Below are 20,467 nucleotides of genomic sequence, written 5' to 3' on the forward strand. Positions count from 1 at the left end.
GGAGGCGGGGAGCGATGGTCACTGGGCAGGCTCCGCCGATGCGTTGGGGGCCGGGTTCCGGGCCTGCTTCTGGCTCTTGGCGGGCGCCTGATCGTGCTGTTCGATGGTCACCGTCGCGGTGCGGCCCGCGATCAGGCGCACGTCCTTGGGCACATCGGTCAGCTTCACGCGGACGGGGATGCGCTGGGCAAGGCGGACCCAGGTGAAGGTGGGATCGACGCTGGGCAGCAGGTTGCGCGAATCGCTGCGGGTGGTGTCGTTGATGCCCGCCGCGATGCTCTCGACCACGCCCTTGATCTGGCGCGTCTCGCCCATCAGCACGACCGTCACCGGCGCGCCGACGTGGATATTCGGCAGCTTGGTTTCCTCGAAATAGCCTTCGACGCGGATCGAATCGCTGTCGATCAGCGCCATCGCCTGGCTGCCCGGCGCCACATAGTCGCCCGGATGCAGGTCGAGGTTGGTCACGGTGCCGTTGACCGAGGCGTGGACATTGGTGCGCGCGAGGTCGAGCTTGGCCTTGTCGAGCGCGCTCAGCGCCTGATCGAGCGCGGCGCGGGCGGTGGCGACGGCGGCAACGTTCTGTTCGTGGCTTTCGGTCGCCACCAGGTCGCCGAGGGCAAGGTCGCGCGCGGCCTCGCGCTGGGCCTGACCCAGCTTGGCCTGCGCGCTGGCGACGGCGGCCTGTGCCTGCTGCATCGCCAGCGTGTAGCGCGGACGGTCGATCACGAAGAGCAGGTCGCCTGCCCTGACCTCCTGGTTGTCGCGCACTTCCACCGAGGTGACGAGGCCGCCGATGTCGGGCGTGACGCGCACCACGTCGGCGCGGACACGGCCGTCGCGGGTCCAGGGGCTGTCTTCGTAATGGTTCCAGAGCCAGTAGGCGACGCCTGCGGACAGGACGACAAGGACGATGGTCGCAAGGCTCGGGGCGATCCGGGCAAGCAGGTTCTTCATTGGCGGAAACCGATCAGCGGAGCGGCCCAGACCAGAAGCCCGAGCACGAGGATGTAAAGGCACAGGTCAACCGCCGCACGATAGGCGAATAGGCGGTAGAAACCCACGAGATTGGCAATGCGCATGAGCATCAGGGTGATGACCGAGGCAATCACCGCGAGCACCAGAAGGGTCGGCACGAAGACGCCGTCGAACGAGATCTCGCCCCTCATGCCGCCACCCTTTCGGGCGCGGCCATGGGCGGCGCTTCGGGGAAGATGTTGCGGCGCAAGCTGTAGAGGCTGAGCACGCCGGAACGACCGACGGCCGGATCCTCGTCATGCTGCACGGCGCCGAGCGCGACGTCGATCTCGTGCAGCAGCCTGGGGTCGGCAGGAGCGGGACGATCCGGTTCGAGGCCGCGGTAATAGTCGCCCACGCTCGCCAGCACGGCGGTGAGCGGGGCGCTGCGTTCCGGCGACATGCCCAGGCGCAGTTCACGCAGTTCGCCGATGGCAATGCCGGTGCGAAGGTCACGCAGGGCATCGTAGAGCGGCTTTCCGGGCGAACGCCCGGCCATGGCAAGGCGGGGGGCAAGGTGTGCGATACGATCGAGCATGCGGTTGATCCAGGCGCGCACGTCGGGCGGGCCCATGAGGTTGGAACGTTCGGCGATATCCCCCCATCCGGCACGGATCGTGCGCCGGATGGCGGCTTGCGCGCCGGTCGAATTGAGCAGGCGGATCATGACGATGGCGTAGAGAATGCCCACCAGCTGGGCGATGCCGCCGTTTATGTAACTGGCGAAACCGCCGACATACTCGTTCGCCACCAGCACCGGCGAGCCGAGGCCAAGCAGCATCGGCATCGCCACCCCTGCGTAACGCGGGGACTGCATCAGCATCCCCAGCATCAGCAGCATCGGCGCCATCGTCGCGGAAAACTGCAGGTAGCCGTCCAGCCGCGGCATCAGCACGAAGCCGTAGAGCATGCCCAGCAGCACCGCGATGAAGGTGCCGACAAAAAACGTGCGCAGCGGTGCCAGCGGGTCCGGCGCGGAAGCGAACAGCGCGGTGAACACGCCTGCCAGCATGATCGCGGTGCTGCCGTCGTGCCAGCCGCTCATGATCCACAGATAGCAGCCGAACACGATGGTGGCGAAGGCCCCGAGCGCGCCGCGGACCGCCCCGCCATAATCGCGATGGACCTCGCGCCCGCGCCGCCCTTCGAGCAGTTCCGCCGCGCGCGCACTGACCGGACGGGTGCTCGGCGTCTCCAGCTGTTCGGCGAGATCGCGGCAGTCGCGATGCGCCGCGATCAGTGTCGAAAGGCGCGAGAGCAGGCTGAGCAGGATGATGTCGTGCCAGGGCGTGGCGGCGCGAACCGGCGGTTCCAGCGCGGCGCAGCGGGCGCGCAGCGCCTCGGCCTCGGCGGTGCGGGAGGCGATGTCCATGTGCCCGAGGCGCGCGAACCAGTCCCGCGTATCGTCCAGCAGGCGGGCGATATCGGGATGGGGGATCCCGGCCTCATGAAGTTGCGCGATCCGGTCGGCAACGGCGGCCCCCAGCGGCATGATGAGCGAAAGCTGGTCCTGCAGGGCACGCACGGTGCGGATGCGCGGGGCGATGCGGGTGCTCTCGTAAGGAAGGTGGATCGAGAGCTGCTGCAATTCGGTGACGTCCAGCGCCAGCCGCCGCCGCTCGCGGTCGATCGCGGGATCGGCATCGACCGACAGCGAATCGCGTGACCAGCGCTCGGCGTCGGTCAGGATCGCGGTCACCCGCTGCAGCATGAAGGCCGACACCGACTGCGGAAACACCAGGGCATGGACAAAGCTGCCGCACAGGATGCCGATGGTGATTTCCTGCACGCGCAGCGAAGCCGTGGTGAAGATCAGCTGCGGGGTATCGACGCTGGGCAGCACGATCAGCACCGCCGTATAACCCGCCAGCACCGAGGCATAGGAGCGCGGTGTGCGGTCGAGCAGCGAGACGAAAACGCAGATCGCCAGCCAGCCACCGATCGCCAGCGTGAGCAGTTCGGGCGAATGGGCCAGCGGCGGCACCATGAACACTGCGGCGGCCGCCCCGATGAACGTGCCGACGACGCGGAACATCGCCTTGGACACCACCGCGCCCGCCAGCGGCTGGGCGACGATATAGGATGTCAGGAACGCCCAGTACGGCCGGTCCAGCCCGATCGACAGGGCAATGTAGACGGCCAGGATCGCGGCGAGGTACGCCTTCACCGAAAACAGCGCTGCATCAAATCCAAAGCGCTTGGTCATGGCTTGCTGCTGCTTTCAGCCACGCGGGCAGCGATTCGGTCGAGAACCGCCACGGTGGTTTCGAGGTCCGCATCGGTGATGCCATCCAGAAGGCCGGCGCGCAATGTGTTGAGGCGCGTATCAATTCGTGCGGCCAGCGCCTCGCCATCAGCGGTCAGCGACAGGTGCTTGGCGCGGCGGTCGGTCTCATCGGCGATCCGCGCGACCAGCCCGGCGCCTTCCAGCAGGTTGAGCGTGCGCACCAGCGAGGGTTCGGTAACCCCGACGACGCGGGCAAGCTCGCTCTGGCGCACCGTCTTGCCGAGGCGCAGCAAGTGCACCAGCGCCCAGCCCGAGGAGTTGGAAATCCCGAGCGAGGAAAGCGCATCGTCCGCCAGTTGCCGCCATGATCGCGACACCGGCGCCAGCCTTTCGGCAAATGCCCGTTCGCGCTTTCGTCGTTCCTGCATGGACGGGTACTTAGCAGCCTAACTAATGACCGCAAGGCGAACGAACGGAGATATTATTGCAAGTCCCGCAAGCCAATCGGCAATTGCATCTGCTGCATTTGCGAAGATGCAGGCGCCGGAATCGGGCAGCGAGGCGCCCAGGAAGCCCCACTCTTGCACATGGCCAGGGGCGGCGGGGCTGGCACAAGCCGGCAAGGCTCGTTAAGCCACGGGAAAATCGGTCGCTCCCAGACAGGAGAACGCACTTGCGCCGCCCCACCGCCTTCCGCCGTATCACCGCTTCCGCCCTCGCCCTATCGCTGACTTTCGCGCTGACCGCGCCGTCGATCGCGCAGGCCGAGGCGCCTGTCGATGTTGCCGCTGCGAACACCCGCCCGCAGCAGTGGGGCCTTGCGCGCCACGCGATGGTCGCGGCGGCCAATCCGCTGGCGGTCGAGGCCGGAGTCGAGGTGCTGCGCAAGGGTGGTTCGGCGGTGGATGCCGCGGTTGCCATCCAGGCCGTGCTCGGGCTGGTGGAGCCGCAAAGCTCGGGCCTCGGCGGCGGCGGCTTCATGATCTATTACGATGCCAGGACCCGCAAGGTCACCGCCTACGACGGGCGCGAGATGGCCCCGTCCGGCGCCAGCAATCACCTCCTCGTCGATGACGGCGGCAAGCCCCTGCCCTTTGTCGACGCGGTGCTGGGCGGCATCTCCACCGGTGTTCCCGGCGCCGTCGCGATGCTCGACATGGCGCACCGCGATCATGGCAAGCTCGCCTGGGGCAGCCTGTTCGGCAAGGCGCACGAACTGGCCGCGGACGGCTTCATCGTCAGCCCCCGGCTTGCCGGCATGATCAAGTCGCGCGCGCCGCAGGCCTCCTCGCCCGACGCCGTGCGCTATTTCACGAAGCCGGACGGCACCCGCTATGTCGCGGGCGACCGGCTGCGCAATCCCGCTTACGCGCAGACGCTGGAGCGGATCGCCAAGTTCGGCGCATCCGGCCTGCTCACCGGCCCGGTCGCACAGGACATCATCACCCGCCTCCACGAAGGCCCGCGCCCCAGCACGATGACGCTGGCCGATCTGGCCGCCTACAAGCCGCGTTCCGGCCCGGCGCTGTGCAATCCTTATCGCACTTACGTCGTCTGCACCCCTGAATCCCCCTCGGGCGGCCTCGGCCTGCAGGTCGCGCTGGGCCTGCTTGCCCATACCGACATCAACACGCGCTCGGCCAGCGACGAGAAGGCCTGGTTCCAGTTCGCCCAGGCCAGCCGCCTCGCCTATGCCGACCGCGACCGCTACGTCGGCGACCCGGCCTTCGTGAAAGTGCCCGAACAGGGCCTGCTCGACCCGGACTATCTCGCCAGCCGCGCCGCGCTGATCGGCGAGAGGGCCGGTCCCGTGAGCTTCGGCATGCCCAGGGGGGCGCCGGTCAACGGGCCCGATGCCACCGCCGAACCGGGCGGTACCAGCCACTTCGTCATCATCGACACGCAAGGCAACGTCGTCTCGATGACAACGACGGTGGAAAGCATCTTCGGCTCGGGCCGTATGGTCGACGGCTTTTTCCTCAACAACCAGCTGACCGACTTCTCCTTCTCGCCGCGCGACCAGGACGGCGCGCCTGCCGCCAATGCCCCGGCCCCCGGCAAGCGCCCGCGTTCGAGCATGGCCCCGGCCATCGTCCTCACCCCGCAGGGCAAGCTCGTGGCCGCAGCAGGATCGCCGGGCGGCACGTCGATCCAGGCCTACAACCTCAAGGTGCTGGTCGCCATGCTCGACTGGAAGATGACGCCGCAGGACGCCGTCGCGTTGCCCAACCTTGTCGCCAAGGGCGATGCCTTCAATGCCGACAAGTTCCCCGAACCGATCATGGCCGGGCTCGCCGCGCGGGGCATGCCGCTGTCGACCGGCAGGGGCGAGGAATCGGGGCTGCAGGCCGTGGTCGTGACCCCCAAGGGTTACCTTGGCGGCGCCGATCCCCGCCGGGAGGGCGTGGCCAGGGGATTCTGACGCGGGTCCGGCTTGAGCGGAGCGGATCGGCCACGCATAGTCGGCGCCGATGAATCACACCGCACCTGCCGTTCCGCTCGGCCAACTCGTCGCGACCGACCCTGCCGGGGCCGTGCCCTTGCTGCGCGAGGCGCTGGCCCGCAAGGGCGAGGATCCGCGCGTGCTGCGCCTGCTCGGACAGGCCCTGCGCACGCTTGGACGGGACAGCGAAGCGGAACGGGCGGAAAATGCCGCGATCCGCGCCTCGGTGCGCGATCCCGCGCTGATCGCCATCGCGCAGGCCTTGCTGGCGAACGATTTGCCGACCGCCGAGGCGGGCCTGCGGGAACGCCTGTCCGCCCAGCCGCGCGATGTCGCCGCGATCCGCATGATGGCGGAACTCGCCGGGCGAATTGGCCGTTACCGCGACGCCGAGACGCTGCTGCTCCGCGCGCTGGAACTGGCCCCCGGTTTTGCCGCGGCCCGCGCCAATCTTGCCACGGTTCTCTACAAGCAGAACCGCTTCGCCGATGCCGTGGCCGCGCTGGACCACGTGCTCGCCGCCAACAGCGCCAGTGCGGGCGATCTCAACCTCAAGGCTGCGGCGCTGGGGCGGATCGGGGAATACGAGGAATCGCGCAGGATCTACCGCGAGCTGCTCGAAAGTTTCCCGGACCACGCCAAGCTCTGGATGAGCTACGGCCATATCCTCAAGACACTGGGCGAACAGGCCGAAGCCGTCAGCGCCTATCGCCGCTGCATCGCCCTCGAACCTGCCCTCGGCGAGGCATGGTGGAGCCTTGCCAACCTCAAGACGGTCCGCTTCGGCGATGCCGATGTCGCGGCGATGCGGCGCGTTCTGGATCAGGCCGGCATCGGGCCGGACGATCGCCTGCACCTCCATTTCGCGCTCGCAAAGGCGCTGGAAGATCGCAGCGAGGCCGAAGCCGCGTTTGCGCACTACGCCCAGGGCAACGCGCTGCGCAGCATGGAGCTGCAGCATGATCCCGAGGCCGTGGCCGAGCAGGTCGACGCGGTGATCGGGACGTTCTCGCCGACCTTCCTCGCCGCCCATGCCGATGGCGGCGATCCCTCGCCCGCGCCGATCTTCATCCTCGGCATGCCGCGCGCCGGCTCCACGCTCATCGAGCAGATCCTCGGCAGCCACTCGCAGATCGAGGGCACGATGGAATTGCCCGACATTCCGGCACTTGCCATGCGCGAGGCACAGGCCACCGGCGGACGCCCGCGCGACTGGCCAGCCGCGCTGGCCGCCATGTCGCCGCAGCGCCGCGCCGAACTGGGGGCGGAATTCCTCGAACGCACGCGCGTGCAGCGCAAGACCGACAAGCCCTTCTACATCGACAAGCTGCCCAACAACTGGGCCTACCTCGGGTTCATCGCGCTGATCCTGCCCCATGCGAAGATCATCGACGCCCGCCGCCATCCGCTCGATTGCTGCGTCTCCAATTTCCGGCAGAACTACGCCAAGGGGCAGGCGTTCTCCTACGATCTCGCGCACATGGGCCGCTATTATGCCGACTATGTGCGGGTGATGCGCCACTACGATGATGTGATGCCCGGCCGCGTTCACCGGGTGATCCACGAGGACCTGCTGGACGATCCCGAAAGCCGCGTCCGCGCGCTGCTCGACTATCTGGGCTTGCCGTTCGAGCCCGCCTGCCTCGAATTCCACAACAACACGCGCGCCGTGCGCACCGCCTCGAGCGAACAGGTCCGCCGCCCGATCAACCGCGACGGCGTCGGCCAGTGGCGCGCCTACGAGGCCTGGCTCGCCCCGCTCACGGCAGCATTGGGCGATCTTCCAGAGACTTACGCAAAATCCTGAACGTGTGTTCATGTGGCAGAAATGTCATAGCTGCACCGCAACATGAGCGACCTCCCAAAGCCCTATTGCCGGTTCCCGAAAATTATGGAGACCTACGCATAGAGGACATAATGGGGGTTAACGGGTGGTCGTTTCCGGCATTTCGTTTCGTCGCAGCATGGTCGCCATGCTGCTGGGGTCGTCCGCGATTGCTGCAGCGCAACCTGCCTTGGCGCAGGACGACAAGGCCGCACAGGCGCCCGCCGCCGATGGCGTCATCTACGTCACGGCCCAGAAGCGGGTCGAGAACCTCCAGGACGTGCCGATCGCGATCACCGCACTCGGCGCTGAAAAGCTGAAGGACCTGCAGGTCAAGGAACTGCAGGACGTCGTCAAGTTCCTGCCCTCGGTGACGATCCAGACGGTGCAGCCCGGCTTCAGCCAGGTCTACTTCCGCGGCGTCGCCTCGGGCGAGAACGCCAACCACTCCGGCCCGCTGCCCACCGTCGGCACCTATCTCGACGAAATGCCGATCACGACCATCCAGGGCGCGCTCGACATCCACGCTTACGACATCGCCCGCGTGGAAGCGCTGGCCGGCCCGCAAGGCACGCTCTACGGCGCCAGCTCGATGGCGGGCACCATCAAGATCGTCACCAATGCGCCAGACACCTCGGGCACGTACGGCGCAGTCGACGCGGAAGTGAACTCGGTCTCGCACGGCGACATGGGCGGCGTGATGCAGGGCTTCATCAACTACCGGATCAGCGATTCCGTCGCCGCGCGCCTGGTCGGCTGGTATCGCCATGACGGCGGCTATATCGACAATGTCCACGGCAGCCGCACCTTCGCCGTCTCGGGCATCACCCAGGACAATGCCGAGCTCGTCGAGGACAACTACAACGACGTCGATACCTACGGCGGCCGCCTGGCGCTGGGCATCGACCTTGACGGCAACTGGACGATCAAGCCCACCATCATGGGCCAGGTCCAGAAGACCAACGGCAGCTTCGCGCAGGAACGCTCCAGCGCCGTCAGCGGCAAGCTGCAGACCGTCCAGTACAATCCCGAGAAGAGCAAGGACGAGTGGTATCAGGCCGCCCTCACCATCGAGGGCAAGATCGGCAACTGGGACCTCACCGCCACCGGCGGCATCCTCAACCGCAAGGACTGGACGCAGTCCGACTATTCGGACTACTCCTACTTCTACGATGCCCTGTTCGGCTCCGGCGCCTACCTCTACGACAATGCGGGCGATCTCGTCAGCCCGAACCAGTACATCAAGGGCAAGGACGCCTACCACCGCCAGTTCGGCGAAATTCGCATCAGCTCCCCGCAAAGCAACCCGCTGCGCTTCATCGGCGGCGTGTTCTACCAGCGCCAGCAACACCACATCGAGCAGAACTACATCATCGACGGCATTGCCGACGATCTGAAGGTGCCCGGCACCACCAGCGACATCTGGCTGACCCAGCAGAAGCGCGTCGACCGCGACTATGCCGCCTTCGGTGAACTGACTTACGACATCACCGACAAGCTGAGCGCCACCGGGGGCCTGCGCCTCTATCACTACAACAATTCGCTGGTCGGCTTTTACGGCTACAGCGCCGGCTATTCGAGCCGCACCGGCGTCGCCGCCTGCTTCGAGGACGCGATCGTCAAGGGATCGCCCTGCACCAACCTCGACAAGTCGACCTCGAAGACCGACGCGATCTACAAGGCCAACCTCACCTACAAGATCACGCCCGACGCGCTGGTCTACGCGACCTGGTCGCGCGGTTTCCGCCCCGGCGGCATCAACCGCCGCGGCACGCTGGCGCCCTACAAGCCCGACCGGCTCGACAACTACGAGATCGGCTGGAAAACGATGTGGGGCCCGGTGCGCTTCAACGGCGCCGTCTATCAGGAGGACTGGAACGGCATCCAGCTCTCGTTCCTGGGCGCCAACGGCCTTACCGAGATCCGCAACGCCGGCGTGGCCCGCATTCGCGGCGTCGAATTCGACGTCGGGTACAACAAAAACGGCTTCTCGCTGGACTTCTCTGGCAGCTACAACGACGCCACGATCCGCAAGGACTTCTGCCTGATCGCCAACAGCGCGTTCGACTGCAGCCTTGCCGGTTCGGACGGCGCCGCGAACGACTTGCTCGCCCCCAAGGGCACGCACCTGCCGATCACCGCCAAGTTCAAGGGCAATGCGGTTGCCCGCTACGAATTCCCGGTCGGCGGGTGGGACGGCCACGTCCAGTTCGCTGCCAACTACATCGGCAAGCGCCGCAGCGACCTTCGCACGCTGGAAAACAGCATCAAGGGCAACCTCGGAGCCTATACCACCGCCGACTTCAGCATCGGCGTGAAGAAGGACGGCTACCGGGTGGAGCTCTACGCCACCAACCTGTTCAACAGCAACGGCGTGGTCAACACCAGCGTCCAGTGCCTCGAAACCACCTGCGGCGACTATGTCGGCGACAGCAGCACCGGCGGGGTGTTCTACGATTACGTCATCCGTCCGCGCGTGATCGGCCTGAAGTTCGGCGCCGACTTCTGACATTCGCGCCGGAGTGACGCGAGAAACGCAAAAAACCGCAGGCCCGGGCGCCAGCCTGGGCCTGTTGGCGGCGACCGCGCTGGTCATGGGCAACATGATCGGTTCGGGGGTGTTCCTGCTGCCCGCCAGTCTCGCCCCGTTCGGGTGGAACGGGGTGCTGGGCTGGATTGTGACGATCAGCGGCGCACTGATCCTGGCCTATGTGCTCAGCCGCCTGACCCGGGCCTGCCCGCAGGCGGGCGGCCCTGCGGGTTTCGTCACCGATGCCTTCGGACCGACCGTCGGCTTCTTCATCAGCTGGATCTACCTCGTCTCGATCTGGACCTCGGTCGTGGCCATTGCCGTCGCGGCGATCAGCTACCTCACGAACCTGTTCCCGGTCCTGGCCAGTGGCGAAAACGTCCCCGCCCTTGCCGCTATCACGCTGCTTTGGCTGATGGCGCTCGTCAACTTGCGCGGGACCCGCGCGGCAGGCGGCTTCCAGATACTGACACTGGCCCTGAAGATCGTTCCCCTGCTGGTGGTCATCGCCATCACCGCCGTGGTACTGGCCAGCGGCGCCGCGCGGATTGCCCCGCCCGCCCCCGGCAGCATCGGCATCGGTGCGGTCAACGGCGCCGCCAGCCTGACGCTCTGGGCCCTGCTCGGGTTCGAAAGCGCCAGCGTCGCCGCCGCCCGCGTGCGCAATCCAGAAATCAACATCGCTCGCGCCACGCTATGGGGCACCGCGCTCACCGGTTTTCTCTATCTGGTGGTCTGCTCGGCGATCGCGCTGCTCTTGCCCGTGGACCTCGCCGCGCATTCCGCGGCACCGTTCGCCACCTTTGTCGGCCGGTTCTGGAGCACGGATGCGGCCACGCTGATCGCGATCTTTGCCGTCATCAGCTGCGTCGGCGCACTCAACGGCTGGACCCTGCTCGAAGCCGAAATGGTGCGCGACATGGCGCACCGCCGCCTCTTGCCCGCGTGGTTCGCAAAAACCGATAGGCGCGGTGTCGCCCGCCGCGCGCTGCTGATCTCGACGGTGATCGCCAGTCTTTTCGCGGCAATGAACGCCAGCCGCTCGATGCAGTCACTGTTCGAATACCTGCTGCTGCTCTCGACCTCCGCAACGCTCTGGCTCTATCTGGCCTGCGCGCTCTCGGCACTGAAACTCGGCATCGCCAGGCCCGCCGCGCTCCTCGGCGCGGCTTACGCCCTGTGGACGCTGTGGGGCGCAGGGATCGGCGCCAGCGGCCTCAGCTTCGTGCTGATGGCGCTAGGCCTGCCGATCTGGCTACTGGTTCGCCGCAGGTCCGCCGAGCAGCGCGTCCAGCCAGGTCTCGACTAGCCCTTCTGCCTCCTCCGGCGTGAAGGGAGCCTTGCCCAGACTGAGTTCCAGCCAGAGCCCGTCGATCAGCGCGGTCAGCGCCACGCCGATCAGGCGGGTATCCGCCATGCCCGGCCGGCAATCACGGATCAGCGCATCCATCCCGCCGCGAAACTCGCCGTAGATGTCCTCGTGCAGACGTCCGATGGCGGCATCCTGCGGCGTCATCGCCCAGAACGCGAGCCACGTTGCCAGCAACTGCGGATCGGCAATCGGCGGCCGGAAGCTGGCGACAAGATAAGCGAGCAACCGGGCGCGGGGGCTGTCATCCGCCGCCGCCACCGCCTCTTCCAGCGCGCGCGCCACGCGGTGCCCGGTCCAGCGATAAGCCTCGGCAATCGCATCCGCGACGCCGCCGAAATAGTGCCGCAGCAGCCCTGCCGAAACGCCCGCTTCCGCGCAGATCGAACGCACCGAGGTCCCGCCTATGCCATGCAGCGCAAGGCACCGTGCAGTGGCCTCGATCAGGCTTTGCCGCCGCTCGTCGGGATCGCCTCGACTAAAGGCGGGGGTGTGGGATTGCTTGGTTGTCATGGCATTGTTATACACTCGTACAACAAGGAGTCTCCAATGGCAACGCAGCCGATAGATCAGCCGCAGACCGATCCGCTCGATGGCTGGAGCCTGCCGGCGTGGACCTATTCGGACCCCGAGTTCCTGGGAGTGGAAAAGGAGCGCATTTTCGCACCGAGCTGGCAGATCGTCTGTCACGAGAGCGACGTGCCGAACGCGGGCGATTGGCACACGCTGGAGTACATCGGCGAAAGCGTGATCGTCGTGCGCGGCAACGACCGGCAAGTCCGCGCCTTCACCAATGTCTGCCGTCATCGCGGATCGCGCGTGGTCGACGGCGCCAGTGGCTGCGCGAAGAAGCTGGTCTGCCCCTATCACGCCTGGGTCTACGATCTCGACGGACGCCTGACCGGCGTGCCCGACAGCCAGAGCTATCCCGATTTCGACAAGGCCAGCCACGGCCTTGTCCCGGTGGACGTCGAAGTCTGGCGCGGCTTCATCTTCGTGCGCCTCGTCGATGACGGCGGCCCCTCGATCGCGCAGATGATGGCCCCCTACGAGGAAATGGTCGCGCCCTACCGGTTCGAGGATCTGAAAGCGCTCGGCCGCGTCACCATGCGCCCGCGCGCGGTGAACTGGAAGAACGTGGGCGACAACTATTCGGACGGGCTGCATATCCCCGTCGCCCATCCCGGCCTCACCCGCCTGTTCGGCCGCAGCTACGGCGTGGAGGCCGAACGCCATGTCGACCGCATGTGGGGCGACCTGATGGACGCGCCCTCCTCCAACTGGTCGGAGAGGATGTACCAGCGCCTGCTGCCGCCGGTGCCGCACTTGCCCGAGGACCGGCAGCGCCACTGGCTCTATTTCAAGCTCTGGCCCGGCGTCGCCTTCGATATCTACCCCGATCAGGTCGATTTCATGCAGTGGCTGCCCACGGGACCGGAAACCTGCATGATCCGCGAGATCAGCTACGTCCTCCCCGATGACCGCCGCGAGATGCGCGCCGCGCGCTATCTCAACTGGCGTATCAACCGGCAGGTCAATGCCGAGGATACCGCCCTTATCACCCGCGTGCAGGCGGGCATGGCCTCGCGCACGTTCTCGGTCGGGCCGCTGTCCGACAAGGAAGTGTGCCTCCGCCACTTCTGCAAGCGCATCCGCGAACTGATCCCAGAGGCCCGCCAAAGCGAGCGGCCCGCATCTGGCTGGAGCCAAAAATGACCCAGAAATACGATGCTGTAATTATCGGCGGCGGCCATAACGGCCTCGTCTGCGCGTTCTACCTTGCCCGGGCGGGACTGAAGGTCCGCATTCTGGAGCGCCGCGACGTGGTCGGCGGTGCGGCGGTGACCGAGGAATTCCACCCCGGCTTCCGCAATTCGGTGGCCAGCTACACAGTCAGCCTGCTCCAGCCCAAGGTCATCGCCGACATGCGGCTGGCGGACCATGGCTACCGCGTGATCGAGCGGCCGATCTCCAACCTGCTACCGCAGGAAGATGGCGGCTACCTCAAGCTGGGCGGCGGGCTGGAGCGCACACAGGCCGAGTTCCGCCGGTTCTCCAGGCACGATGCCGAGGTGCTTCCGGCCTATTACGATTCGCTCGAAGTCGTGGCCGAAGTGCTGCGCGATCTGGCGCTGAAGTCGCCGCCCAACGCTGGCGATGGTTGGCGCGGGCTGATCGACGCGGCGCTTCAGGGCCGCAAGCTGGCGGGCCTTTCCATCGAGGCGCAGCGCGATGTGCTGGACCTCTTCACCAAGTCCGCGCGCGGGCTGCTGGACGGCTGGTTCGAGAGCGAGGCGGTGAAGGCCGCATTCGGTTTCGACGCGGTGGTCGGCAACTATGCCTCGCCCGATACGCCGGGCAGCGCCTACGTGCTGCTGCACCATGTCTTCGGCGAAGTGAACGGCAAGAAGGGCGCCTGGGGTCACTCGGTCGGCGGCATGGGCAACATCACCCGCATCATGGGCGAAGTCTGCCGCAAGCTGGGCGTGGAGATCAGCCTCGAAAGTCCGGTCGATCAGGTGCTCGTCGATGGCGACAAGGTTGCCGGCGTGCGGCTTGAAAGCGGCGAGGAGATTGCCGCCAGGCGCGTGATCGCCAATGTCGGGCCCAAGCTGCTCTACGGCAGGATGATCGCGCAAAGCGATCTCAATCCCGATTTCCAGCGCCGCATGAAGGGCTTCAAGACCGGCAGCGGCACCTTCCGCATGAACGTGGCGCTTTCGCAGTTGCCGAAGTTCACCTGCCTGCCCGAACCGGGTGAGCACCACCAGTCCGGCATCATCATCGCGCCGACACTGGACTACATGGACCGCGCCTTCCTCGACGCGAAGACCCATGGCTGGTCGAAAAAGCCGATCGTGGAGATGCTGATCCCCTCGACCGTGGACGACAGCCTCGCGCCCGAAGGCCAGCACGTCGCCAGCCTGTTCTGCCAGCAATTCGCGCCGGAACTGCCAGATGGCCGCGACTGGGATGCGGAGGACGACAAGGCCGCCGACATCATCATCGATACGGTCGAGGACTATGCGCCGGGCTTCCGCGCCTCGATCCTCGGCCGCCAGGTGCTCAGCCCCAAGGGGCTGGAACGCAAGTTCGGCCTTGTCGGCGGCGACATCATGCATGGCAACCTGACGCTCGACCAGATGTGGTCGGCGCGCCCGGTACTGGGCCACGGCGCCTATCGGGGCCCGCTCAAGGGGCTCTACATGTGCGGCTCGGGCACGCACCCCGGCGGCGGCGTGACCGGGGCGCCCGGCCATAACTGCGCACACGAAGTGCTGGCGGACAAAGGCCGTTTCGGGCGCTTCCGCACCTGAAACGGGGCCTTTCGTCCCTTTGATGGGGCGATCCGCCGCTAGTGGGTTGGGTTCGGGGGCGAACGGCATCAGGTAGGCGGCAAGGTCGCCAACTGCCCGGATGTTTGTTTGCCCCAGTCCTTCATCGCCGATGCCCCGCGCAAATCCGCCGCGATCTCGATCGCACGGGTCATCTGCATCCTCGGCGTCGTCTACGTCCATGCCTGGACCGGCCTCACCGGCTACGACCTGCAACTGGCCAGAGGCTCCCCGCAGGAAGACTTGCGCTGGATCCTGATGGACGTGTTCGGACGCAGCGCGGTGCCGCTGCTGGGCCTCATTTCCGGCTGGCTGGTCGCCTCCTCCAACCGCACGCGCGACTGGCCGAGCCACGTTGCCCGCAAGGCCCGCACCATCCTGCTGCCGATGGTGCTGTGGAACGTGCTGGCGCTGGTGCTGGTTTCCGGCACCGCCTGGCTGCTCACCCTGCCCGCGCCGACGCCGCACTCGCTGGACTGGGTCTTCGAGGAAATCTTCGTTGCCAGCCGCAACCCCGACATCAACGTGCAGATGCCGTTCCTGCGCGACCTGTTCGTGTGCATGCTGGCGGCGCCGCTGCTGGTGAGGCTGGCCAATCCGTGGCTGGTCGCGCTCGCCTCCATCGCCGCCGTGTGCCAGATCCTCGGGGTGGGAGCGCCGGTGTTCATGCGCGCGTCGATCCCGTTCTTTTTCGTGCTGGGCATTCTGGCGCGGCGCGGCCACGTCGCGGACCGCATCGCGGCCTGGCCCCTGCTTCTGACCGTTCTGCCTTTCGCGGGCCTGACCTGCCTCCAGCTCTACAGCGCGCTGCGGCTCGGCACCGATCCCGCGACGCCCGAGGCCGCCGCGCTGGACCTTGCGGTTCGGGTCGCCGCTGCCGTGACTTACTGGCGCGTGGCATGGGCGCTCTCGGACAGCCCTGCCCGCACGTTCCTGCTGCGGATCGAGCCTTTTGCGTTTTTCCTGTTCTGCTCGCACCTCATCCTGATCTGGCTGGGCGGACCGGTACTGGGCGCGCTGTTCGGCAAGCTGGGCTCACCGCTCTATCCGCTCTACCTTCTGACCCAGCCACTGATCGTGCTGCTGGCCGTGATCCTGCTGGGTACCCTGCTGGTCCGGGCAGCCCCCGGACCGGCACGCGTGCTGAGCGGGGGACGGCTCACCGCCAGTTGAGCTATTTTTCGAGTACCCCCGCCTTCATCACGTGCGAAACCTTCTCCAGCACGCTCACATCGCGCAAGGGGTCACCCTCGACCGCGATCATGTCGGCATATTTGCCGAGCGCGATGGAGCCCAGTTCGCTCTCATGGCCGATCAGCGTCGCCGCATCGATGGTGGCCGAACGGATCGCCTGCATCGGCGTCATCCCGTATTTCACCATGTAGGCGAACTGGCGCGCGTTGAGGCCGTGCGGATAGACGCCCGCGTCGGTGCCGAAACCGAGCTTCACGCCCATCTTCACGGCTTTCTCGAAGCCGTCGCGCTGGGTCTGGGTGGTCTCCCGGTTCTTGCGCAAGTACTCGGCGGGCCAGCCTTCCCTGGTGCCCTGCTGGTCGATCCAGTCACCATCGTAGATGTCCATGACCAGCCAGACGCCCGCGTCCCTGGCCATCCGGAGCCCCTCGTCGTCGATCAGGCTGGCATGTTCGATCGAGTGGACACCCGAGCGGATCGCCGCCTTGATTCCTTCCGCGCCGTGGGCATGGGCGGTGGCGTAGGAATGATGCTCCTTCGCGACCGCCACGGCGGCGCGCATCTCATCCTCGGTCAGTTCCACCTGGCCCGGTTCGGTGCCGATGGCGAGGACCGCGCCGGTGGCGATCATCTTGATGAAGTCGGCACCGTGTTCGAACAGGAACTCGGTCTTGTCGTGGGCTTCCTGCGGATTACGGATCACGCCGTAGCGCATGTCAGAGGGAAGCTGGTCGTTGGGGATCACCCCGTTGAGTTCGCCGCCGCCGCCGGGCTTGGTGATGTAGGCACCCGCCACGAACATGCGCGGCCCCGACACGTAGCCGCGGGCAATGGCATCACGCAGGGCGACATCGGTCAGGCCGCGATAGGTGCCGACATCGCGCACCGTGGTGAAGCCCGCCTCCAGCGTGACCTTGGCATTATGCGCGCCGATCAGCGCGGTAAGCTGGGGCGAAGTCCGGTAGGGCGCGGCGACATCCGCGCTCTGTCCGGCATCGGCAAGATGGGTGTGCAGGTCGATCAGGCCCGGCAGCACCGTGTAGTTCGACCAATCCACTTCCCGCGCCCCCGAAGGCGTCTTGCCGCAGGCGTCGACGCGGGTGACGCGGCCATCGGTCACCGTCACGCACTGGCCGGTGCGGGTGGTCTGGTAATCGACGTCGATCAGCCGGCCCGCCCGCACATAGAGCGTTTCCGCCATGGCGGGCGCTGCCAGCACGCCCGCCACCATTGCCGCCAGAAGCGCCCCCCGCTTCGCCCCGTTCGTGCTCACTTGCTCGCGAGGTCCTTGTACATCGAGAGGTAGTAGGTGATGCCCGGACGGATGTTGACCAGCGAGACACGCTCGTTGAGGCCGTGCGCGAACTCGTCGGAATCCTTCATCATCGATGCACTGGCGCCGTAGCTCGGCACGCCGATCGCGCGGTACCACATCGAATCCGACGCGCCCGAGGCCTGCGCCGGAATGATCGGCACCGGCCCCCAGGCCGCCGTCACCGCCTTGCGCGCGGCCGCGACAAAATCGGGCCGCATCGGCGAGGCCGGGGCCATGGTGGAATCGTCACCCGTCACGTCGCTGAACTTGGCGGCGGGCATGGCGGCCACCTTCTCCAGTTCGGCCATGATCTCTTCGCGGGTGTGGCCGGGGAAGATGCGGCAGTTGATGTTGGCGGTGGCGCGCTGCGGCAGGGCATTGCGGGCATGGCCGCCCGAGAGCATCGTCGGCACGCAGGTCGTGCTCACACGGCCCACGGTGGCCGGATCGGCGCGCAATACGGCGAGCGCGGCGGGATCGTTGGGGTTGGCGGCAAAGTCGCGCATCGCCTTGGCCTTCCTGGGATCGGCCTCCAGCTTGGCGGCCTCGGTCCAGTAGGCGCGGGTGACGTCGTTGAGTTCGGGCTTGAACGTGTAGGCGCCGATGCGGGCCAGCACTTCGGAAAGCTGGACGATGGCGTTGTCCGGGCGCGGCGCGGAGCTGTGGCCGCCGGGATTGGTAACCTCGATCTGGTAATCGATGTAGGTCTTCTCGGCGCCCTGCCAGGTCCAGTAGAGCGGCTTGCCGGTCTCTTCCGACAGGGTACCCGAGGCGCCGTCGACGTTAAGCACGAGTTCGGCGTTCCTGAGCTTCTCGGCAATCAGCTTGGAGGTCGCCATCGAGGTTTCCTCGTCGCCCGAATAGGCGATCACCAGCGAGCGCCGGGGTTTGAAGCCTTCCTTGCGCAGCTGGATCATCGATTCCATCGCCAGCACCGCCTCGAACTTGGTGTCGCTGGCGCCGCGTCCGAAGAGGTAACCGTTCTCCACCACCGGGGTGAAGGGATCGCGCTGCCAGTCGGCAGGCTTGGCCTCAACCACGTCCATATGTGCGGAGACGACCAGCGGCTTGAGCGACGGGTCGCTGCCCTTCCAGGTGGCGATCAGGTAGGCGGTGTCCTTGTAGGGCACGATCTCGATGTCGGAGGCGCTCCAGCCCGCTTCGACCAGACGCTGCTTGAACAGTTCGGCCACTTGCGGGGTCTGGTTGCCCTCTCCTTCTACCGAGCGCAGGGCGATGGCCTTCTTGGCCATGTCGAGCACATGCGCTTCCGCATCGGGATAGGCCTTGGGAGCGGCCTCGGCGCTCGAAGCGCCCGACGCCAGCGCCATGGCGCCGAGGGAAGCCACGGTAAGAAGGATATGCCTCATGAAAATTGCCCTGCCCTGTAATGCGATCTGGCCCGAAGGTTCTTGCTGAACGGGGCCGGAAAGAATCGGTCCCGAAGCGGGCACTCTGTCGCATTCGCAGGGGCGGCGCACCTGTTTTGGTGCGCCGCCAGACACTTCATTGAAATTTACGCGATGTCGAGCGCGCCGGTCAGGTCTCCGGGGGCGACACCGCCGGCTGCCAGCATCGCATCCTCGCGCATCTTCAGGCCTTCGAGCTTCTCCAGTCCGAAGCGGCGCGTGAGGAAGCGGGCGATGGAGCCGGTGTCGTAGATCGTGTGGTCCACCGCGCCCTTCTTGGCATGGGGCGAGACGATCACCGCGGGGATGCGCGTGCCGGGGCCCCAGCGGTCGCCCTTCGGCGGGGCGACGTGGTCCCACCAGCCGCCGTTCTCGTCGAAAGTCACGACGATCAGCATCTTCTCCCACTGCGGGCTGGCGCGCAGGGTATCGATGACGGCGGCGATATGGCGGTCGCCAGCATCGATGTCCGAATAGCCGGCGTGCATGTTGAGATTGCCCTGCGGCTTGTAATAGCTGACCGCAGGCAGCTTGCCCGCCTCGGCATCGGCCAGGAACCTGTTGGTGCGCGCGGTGCTGCCCTCGCCGCCGTCCCGCAGGAACCTTGCGCGGTCGGCGGTGCCGGGGGCGAAGCGATCATAATAGTTGAACGGCTGGTGGTGCGGCTGGAAGTTCGGACGCGAGGGGGTGGAGGTGTCGTTCATCCGCCCTTCGAGCGCCGCGTTCCATCCGCCCGCGTACCAGGCCCAGTCCACGCCCTTGGCGCTGAGCATGTCGCCGATGGTCTTGTGCCGCTGCGGCACCAGCGTGCTGGCGCTTTCGGCATTGGCGTAGCCGGGCTTCTCGGGGTCCAGTTCATAGGTCGGCGCGTAAGGCGGCAGCATCGTGTTGACCGCCCAGAAGTCCGGCGAAAGCGTGCTGGGGCCGAATACGGCCGGGCCGTCGAGCGCGCTGGCCGGGGTCTTGGGGTCCGGCTTCAGGCGCGTGCCCTTGGGGTCGCCGCCTTCCAGTCTGGCGATCTTCCTGGCGGACGGGCTCTTGTCCGCATCGGGATAGAACGGCGGCTGCGCGGCGATCAGGTACTGGTGGTTGAGGAACGAGCCACCGAACGCACCCATGAAGAAGTTGTCGCAGAGCGTGAACTCGCGCGCGATCTGCCACAGGCGAAGCTGGGCGCGCATGTCGCCGTAGTGGCCCATGACCAGCGCGCCGCTGTCCCCCCAGGCGACGAACTGGTCGTTGGCGCCGCCGTTGATCTGCATCTGGTTGTGGTAGAAGGCATGGACCAGATCCCGGGTGACGAGGCCGTGCGGCAGCGGGTCGCCCTCGGGCGTCTTCAGCGCGAAAGGACCGTTCGGGATCGGCGCGAGGTCGTCCGGCCCGATCTGGTATTCGGCATGCTCGACAACCTGCCGGGTCGGCACGAGGCCTTCCCAGATCTTCGGCAGCTTTTCCATGACCTTGCCGTCACGGTCGCGCTGGCGGGTACGCTCGGCGGGCACTTCGGACAGCGGCTGCTGGAGGCCGGGGAAGTCGGCGAAGAGATTGTTGAAGCTGCGGTTCTCCGCATAGATCACCACGACCGTATCGATCGCCGCGCGCAGCTTCGCATCGCTGACCGGGCGCGCGGACGATCCCCTGGCCGGTTTCGCCTCGGCCGTCTCGGCCGCGCCGCCAGCAACGGCGGCAGCGCCCAGCGCCGCGGCAAGCCCGCCGAGAAAATCGCGGCGGTCGGGATTGCCGGACGCGGGTTTTGATGAGGGGGCCTCGGCAGGATCGAAATCGGACATCGGGGGAGCCTCG

15 protein-coding genes are annotated in these 20,467 nt (G+C 66.8%); 7 read left to right on the forward strand and 8 right to left on the reverse strand.

Going from position 1 to position 20,467, the window contains the following annotated elements; translation table 11 throughout:
* Positions 1 to 18: 18 nt before the first annotated feature.
* The 4 genes from DM450_RS07515 to DM450_RS07530 are packed head-to-tail and all read right to left on the reverse strand — an operon-like array spanning position 19 to position 3,672.
* Entirely contained in the window at positions 19 to 957 is a 939-nt protein-coding gene (locus DM450_RS07515) for an efflux RND transporter periplasmic adaptor subunit (protein ID WP_142633807.1), read from the reverse strand.
* A complete protein-coding gene (locus DM450_RS07520) occupies positions 954 to 1,169 on the reverse strand; it encodes a DUF1656 domain-containing protein (protein ID WP_142633809.1) in 216 nt (71 codons plus the stop codon). The genes DM450_RS07515 and DM450_RS07520 overlap by 4 nt, the downstream gene beginning before the upstream one ends.
* Positions 1,166 to 3,223, reverse strand: coding sequence for an FUSC family protein (locus DM450_RS07525; protein WP_142633811.1), 2,058 nt, complete (start codon positions 3,221 to 3,223; stop codon positions 1,166 to 1,168). The genes DM450_RS07520 and DM450_RS07525 overlap by 4 nt, the downstream gene beginning before the upstream one ends.
* The gene (locus tag DM450_RS07530) at positions 3,220 to 3,672 is read right to left on the reverse strand and encodes a MarR family winged helix-turn-helix transcriptional regulator (RefSeq protein ID WP_142633813.1); all 453 of its coding nucleotides are present in this window, start codon (positions 3,670 to 3,672) and stop codon (positions 3,220 to 3,222) included. The genes DM450_RS07525 and DM450_RS07530 overlap by 4 nt, the downstream gene beginning before the upstream one ends.
* Positions 3,673 to 3,917: 245 nt before the next feature.
* Here DM450_RS07530 and DM450_RS07535 point away from each other — a divergent pair, with 245 nt between their 5' ends.
* The 4 genes from DM450_RS07535 (at position 3,918) to DM450_RS07550 (ending at position 11,351) form a co-directional block, all read left to right on the forward strand.
* Entirely contained in the window at positions 3,918 to 5,666 is a 1,749-nt protein-coding gene (locus tag DM450_RS07535; RefSeq protein WP_260610291.1) for a gamma-glutamyltransferase family protein, read from the forward strand.
* A gap of 49 nt (positions 5,667 to 5,715) precedes the next feature.
* A complete protein-coding gene (locus tag DM450_RS07540) occupies positions 5,716 to 7,494 on the forward strand; it encodes a tetratricopeptide repeat-containing sulfotransferase family protein (RefSeq protein ID WP_142633815.1) in 1,779 nt (592 codons plus the stop codon).
* A gap of 124 nt (positions 7,495 to 7,618) precedes the next feature.
* Positions 7,619 to 10,021, forward strand: a complete 2,403-nt coding sequence (locus tag DM450_RS07545; protein WP_312846169.1) for a TonB-dependent receptor — start codon at positions 7,619 to 7,621, stop codon at positions 10,019 to 10,021.
* Positions 10,022 to 10,085: 64 nt separating this feature from the next.
* Positions 10,086 to 11,351 (forward strand): amino acid permease, encoded by a 1,266-nt coding sequence (locus DM450_RS07550; RefSeq protein ID WP_260610293.1) that lies wholly within the window; start codon positions 10,086 to 10,088, stop codon positions 11,349 to 11,351.
* Here DM450_RS07550 and DM450_RS07555 read toward each other — a convergent pair.
* Positions 11,298 to 11,924: a TetR family transcriptional regulator C-terminal domain-containing protein gene (locus tag DM450_RS07555; protein ID WP_142633817.1), complete on the reverse strand. Its 627-nt coding sequence runs from the start codon at positions 11,922 to 11,924 to the stop codon at positions 11,298 to 11,300. The two genes, DM450_RS07550 and DM450_RS07555, sit on opposite strands and share 54 nt — an antisense overlap.
* A gap of 36 nt (positions 11,925 to 11,960) precedes the next feature.
* Between DM450_RS07555 and DM450_RS07560 the strand changes: the two genes are divergently transcribed.
* From DM450_RS07560 to DM450_RS07570, 3 genes are all read left to right on the forward strand, one after another.
* Positions 11,961 to 13,127: an aromatic ring-hydroxylating oxygenase subunit alpha gene (locus tag DM450_RS07560; protein ID WP_142633820.1), complete on the forward strand. Its 1,167-nt coding sequence runs from the start codon at positions 11,961 to 11,963 to the stop codon at positions 13,125 to 13,127.
* Complete coding sequence (locus DM450_RS07565; RefSeq protein ID WP_142633822.1) at positions 13,124 to 14,728, forward strand: NAD(P)/FAD-dependent oxidoreductase; 1,605 nt, start codon at positions 13,124 to 13,126, stop codon at positions 14,726 to 14,728. Before DM450_RS07560 ends, DM450_RS07565 begins: the two co-directional genes overlap by 4 nt.
* A 108-nt stretch (positions 14,729 to 14,836) precedes the next feature.
* The gene (locus DM450_RS07570) at positions 14,837 to 15,919 is read left to right on the forward strand and encodes an acyltransferase family protein (protein WP_142633825.1); all 1,083 of its coding nucleotides are present in this window, start codon (positions 14,837 to 14,839) and stop codon (positions 15,917 to 15,919) included.
* A gap of 1 nt (position 15,920) precedes the next feature.
* Here the strand turns inward: DM450_RS07570 and DM450_RS07575 are convergent, their stop codons facing one another.
* The 3 genes from DM450_RS07575 to acpA form a co-directional block, all read right to left on the reverse strand.
* Positions 15,921 to 17,141: a metal-dependent hydrolase family protein gene (locus DM450_RS07575; protein ID WP_260610394.1), complete on the reverse strand. Its 1,221-nt coding sequence runs from the start codon at positions 17,139 to 17,141 to the stop codon at positions 15,921 to 15,923.
* 68 nt (positions 17,142 to 17,209) lie between these two features.
* On the reverse strand, positions 17,210 to 18,625 hold the full coding sequence (locus DM450_RS07580) for a M20/M25/M40 family metallo-hydrolase (RefSeq protein WP_142633827.1): 1,416 nt from the start codon (positions 18,623 to 18,625) through the stop codon (positions 17,210 to 17,212).
* A gap of 146 nt (positions 18,626 to 18,771) precedes the next feature.
* A complete protein-coding gene (gene acpA, locus DM450_RS07585) occupies positions 18,772 to 20,454 on the reverse strand; it encodes an acid phosphatase (RefSeq protein WP_142633829.1) in 1,683 nt (560 codons plus the stop codon).
* Positions 20,455 to 20,467: the final 13 nt, after the last annotated feature.

This window comes from Sphingomonas sp. IC081 (assembly GCF_006874585.1).
Classification (GTDB): domain Bacteria; phylum Pseudomonadota; class Alphaproteobacteria; order Sphingomonadales; family Sphingomonadaceae; genus Novosphingobium.

Bases quoted from the DNA above. Each gene is read 5' to 3' on its own strand.
- DM450_RS07515 (WP_142633807.1), bottom strand. From the start codon at position 957: ATGAAGAACCTGCTTGCCCGGATCGCCCCGAGCCTTGCGACCATCGTC.
- DM450_RS07520 (WP_142633809.1), bottom strand. From the start codon at position 1,169: ATGAGGGGCGAGATCTCGTTCGACGGCGTCTTCGTGCCGACCCTTCTG.
- DM450_RS07525 (WP_142633811.1), bottom strand. From the start codon at position 3,223: ATGACCAAGCGCTTTGGATTTGATGCAGCGCTGTTTTCGGTGAAGGCG.
- DM450_RS07530 (WP_142633813.1), bottom strand. From the start codon at position 3,672: ATGCAGGAACGACGAAAGCGCGAACGGGCATTTGCCGAAAGGCTGGCG.
- DM450_RS07540 (WP_142633815.1), top strand. From the start codon at position 5,716: ATGAATCACACCGCACCTGCCGTTCCGCTCGGCCAACTCGTCGCGACC.
- DM450_RS07555 (WP_142633817.1), bottom strand. From the start codon at position 11,924: ATGACAACCAAGCAATCCCACACCCCCGCCTTTAGTCGAGGCGATCCC.
- DM450_RS07560 (WP_142633820.1), top strand. From the start codon at position 11,961: ATGGCAACGCAGCCGATAGATCAGCCGCAGACCGATCCGCTCGATGGC.
- DM450_RS07565 (WP_142633822.1), top strand. From the start codon at position 13,124: ATGACCCAGAAATACGATGCTGTAATTATCGGCGGCGGCCATAACGGC.
- DM450_RS07575 (WP_260610394.1), bottom strand. From the start codon at position 17,141: ATGGCGGAAACGCTCTATGTGCGGGCGGGCCGGCTGATCGACGTCGAT.
- DM450_RS07580 (WP_142633827.1), bottom strand. From the start codon at position 18,625: ATGAGGCATATCCTTCTTACCGTGGCTTCCCTCGGCGCCATGGCGCTG.
- acpA (WP_142633829.1), bottom strand. From the start codon at position 20,454: ATGTCCGATTTCGATCCTGCCGAGGCCCCCTCATCAAAACCCGCGTCC.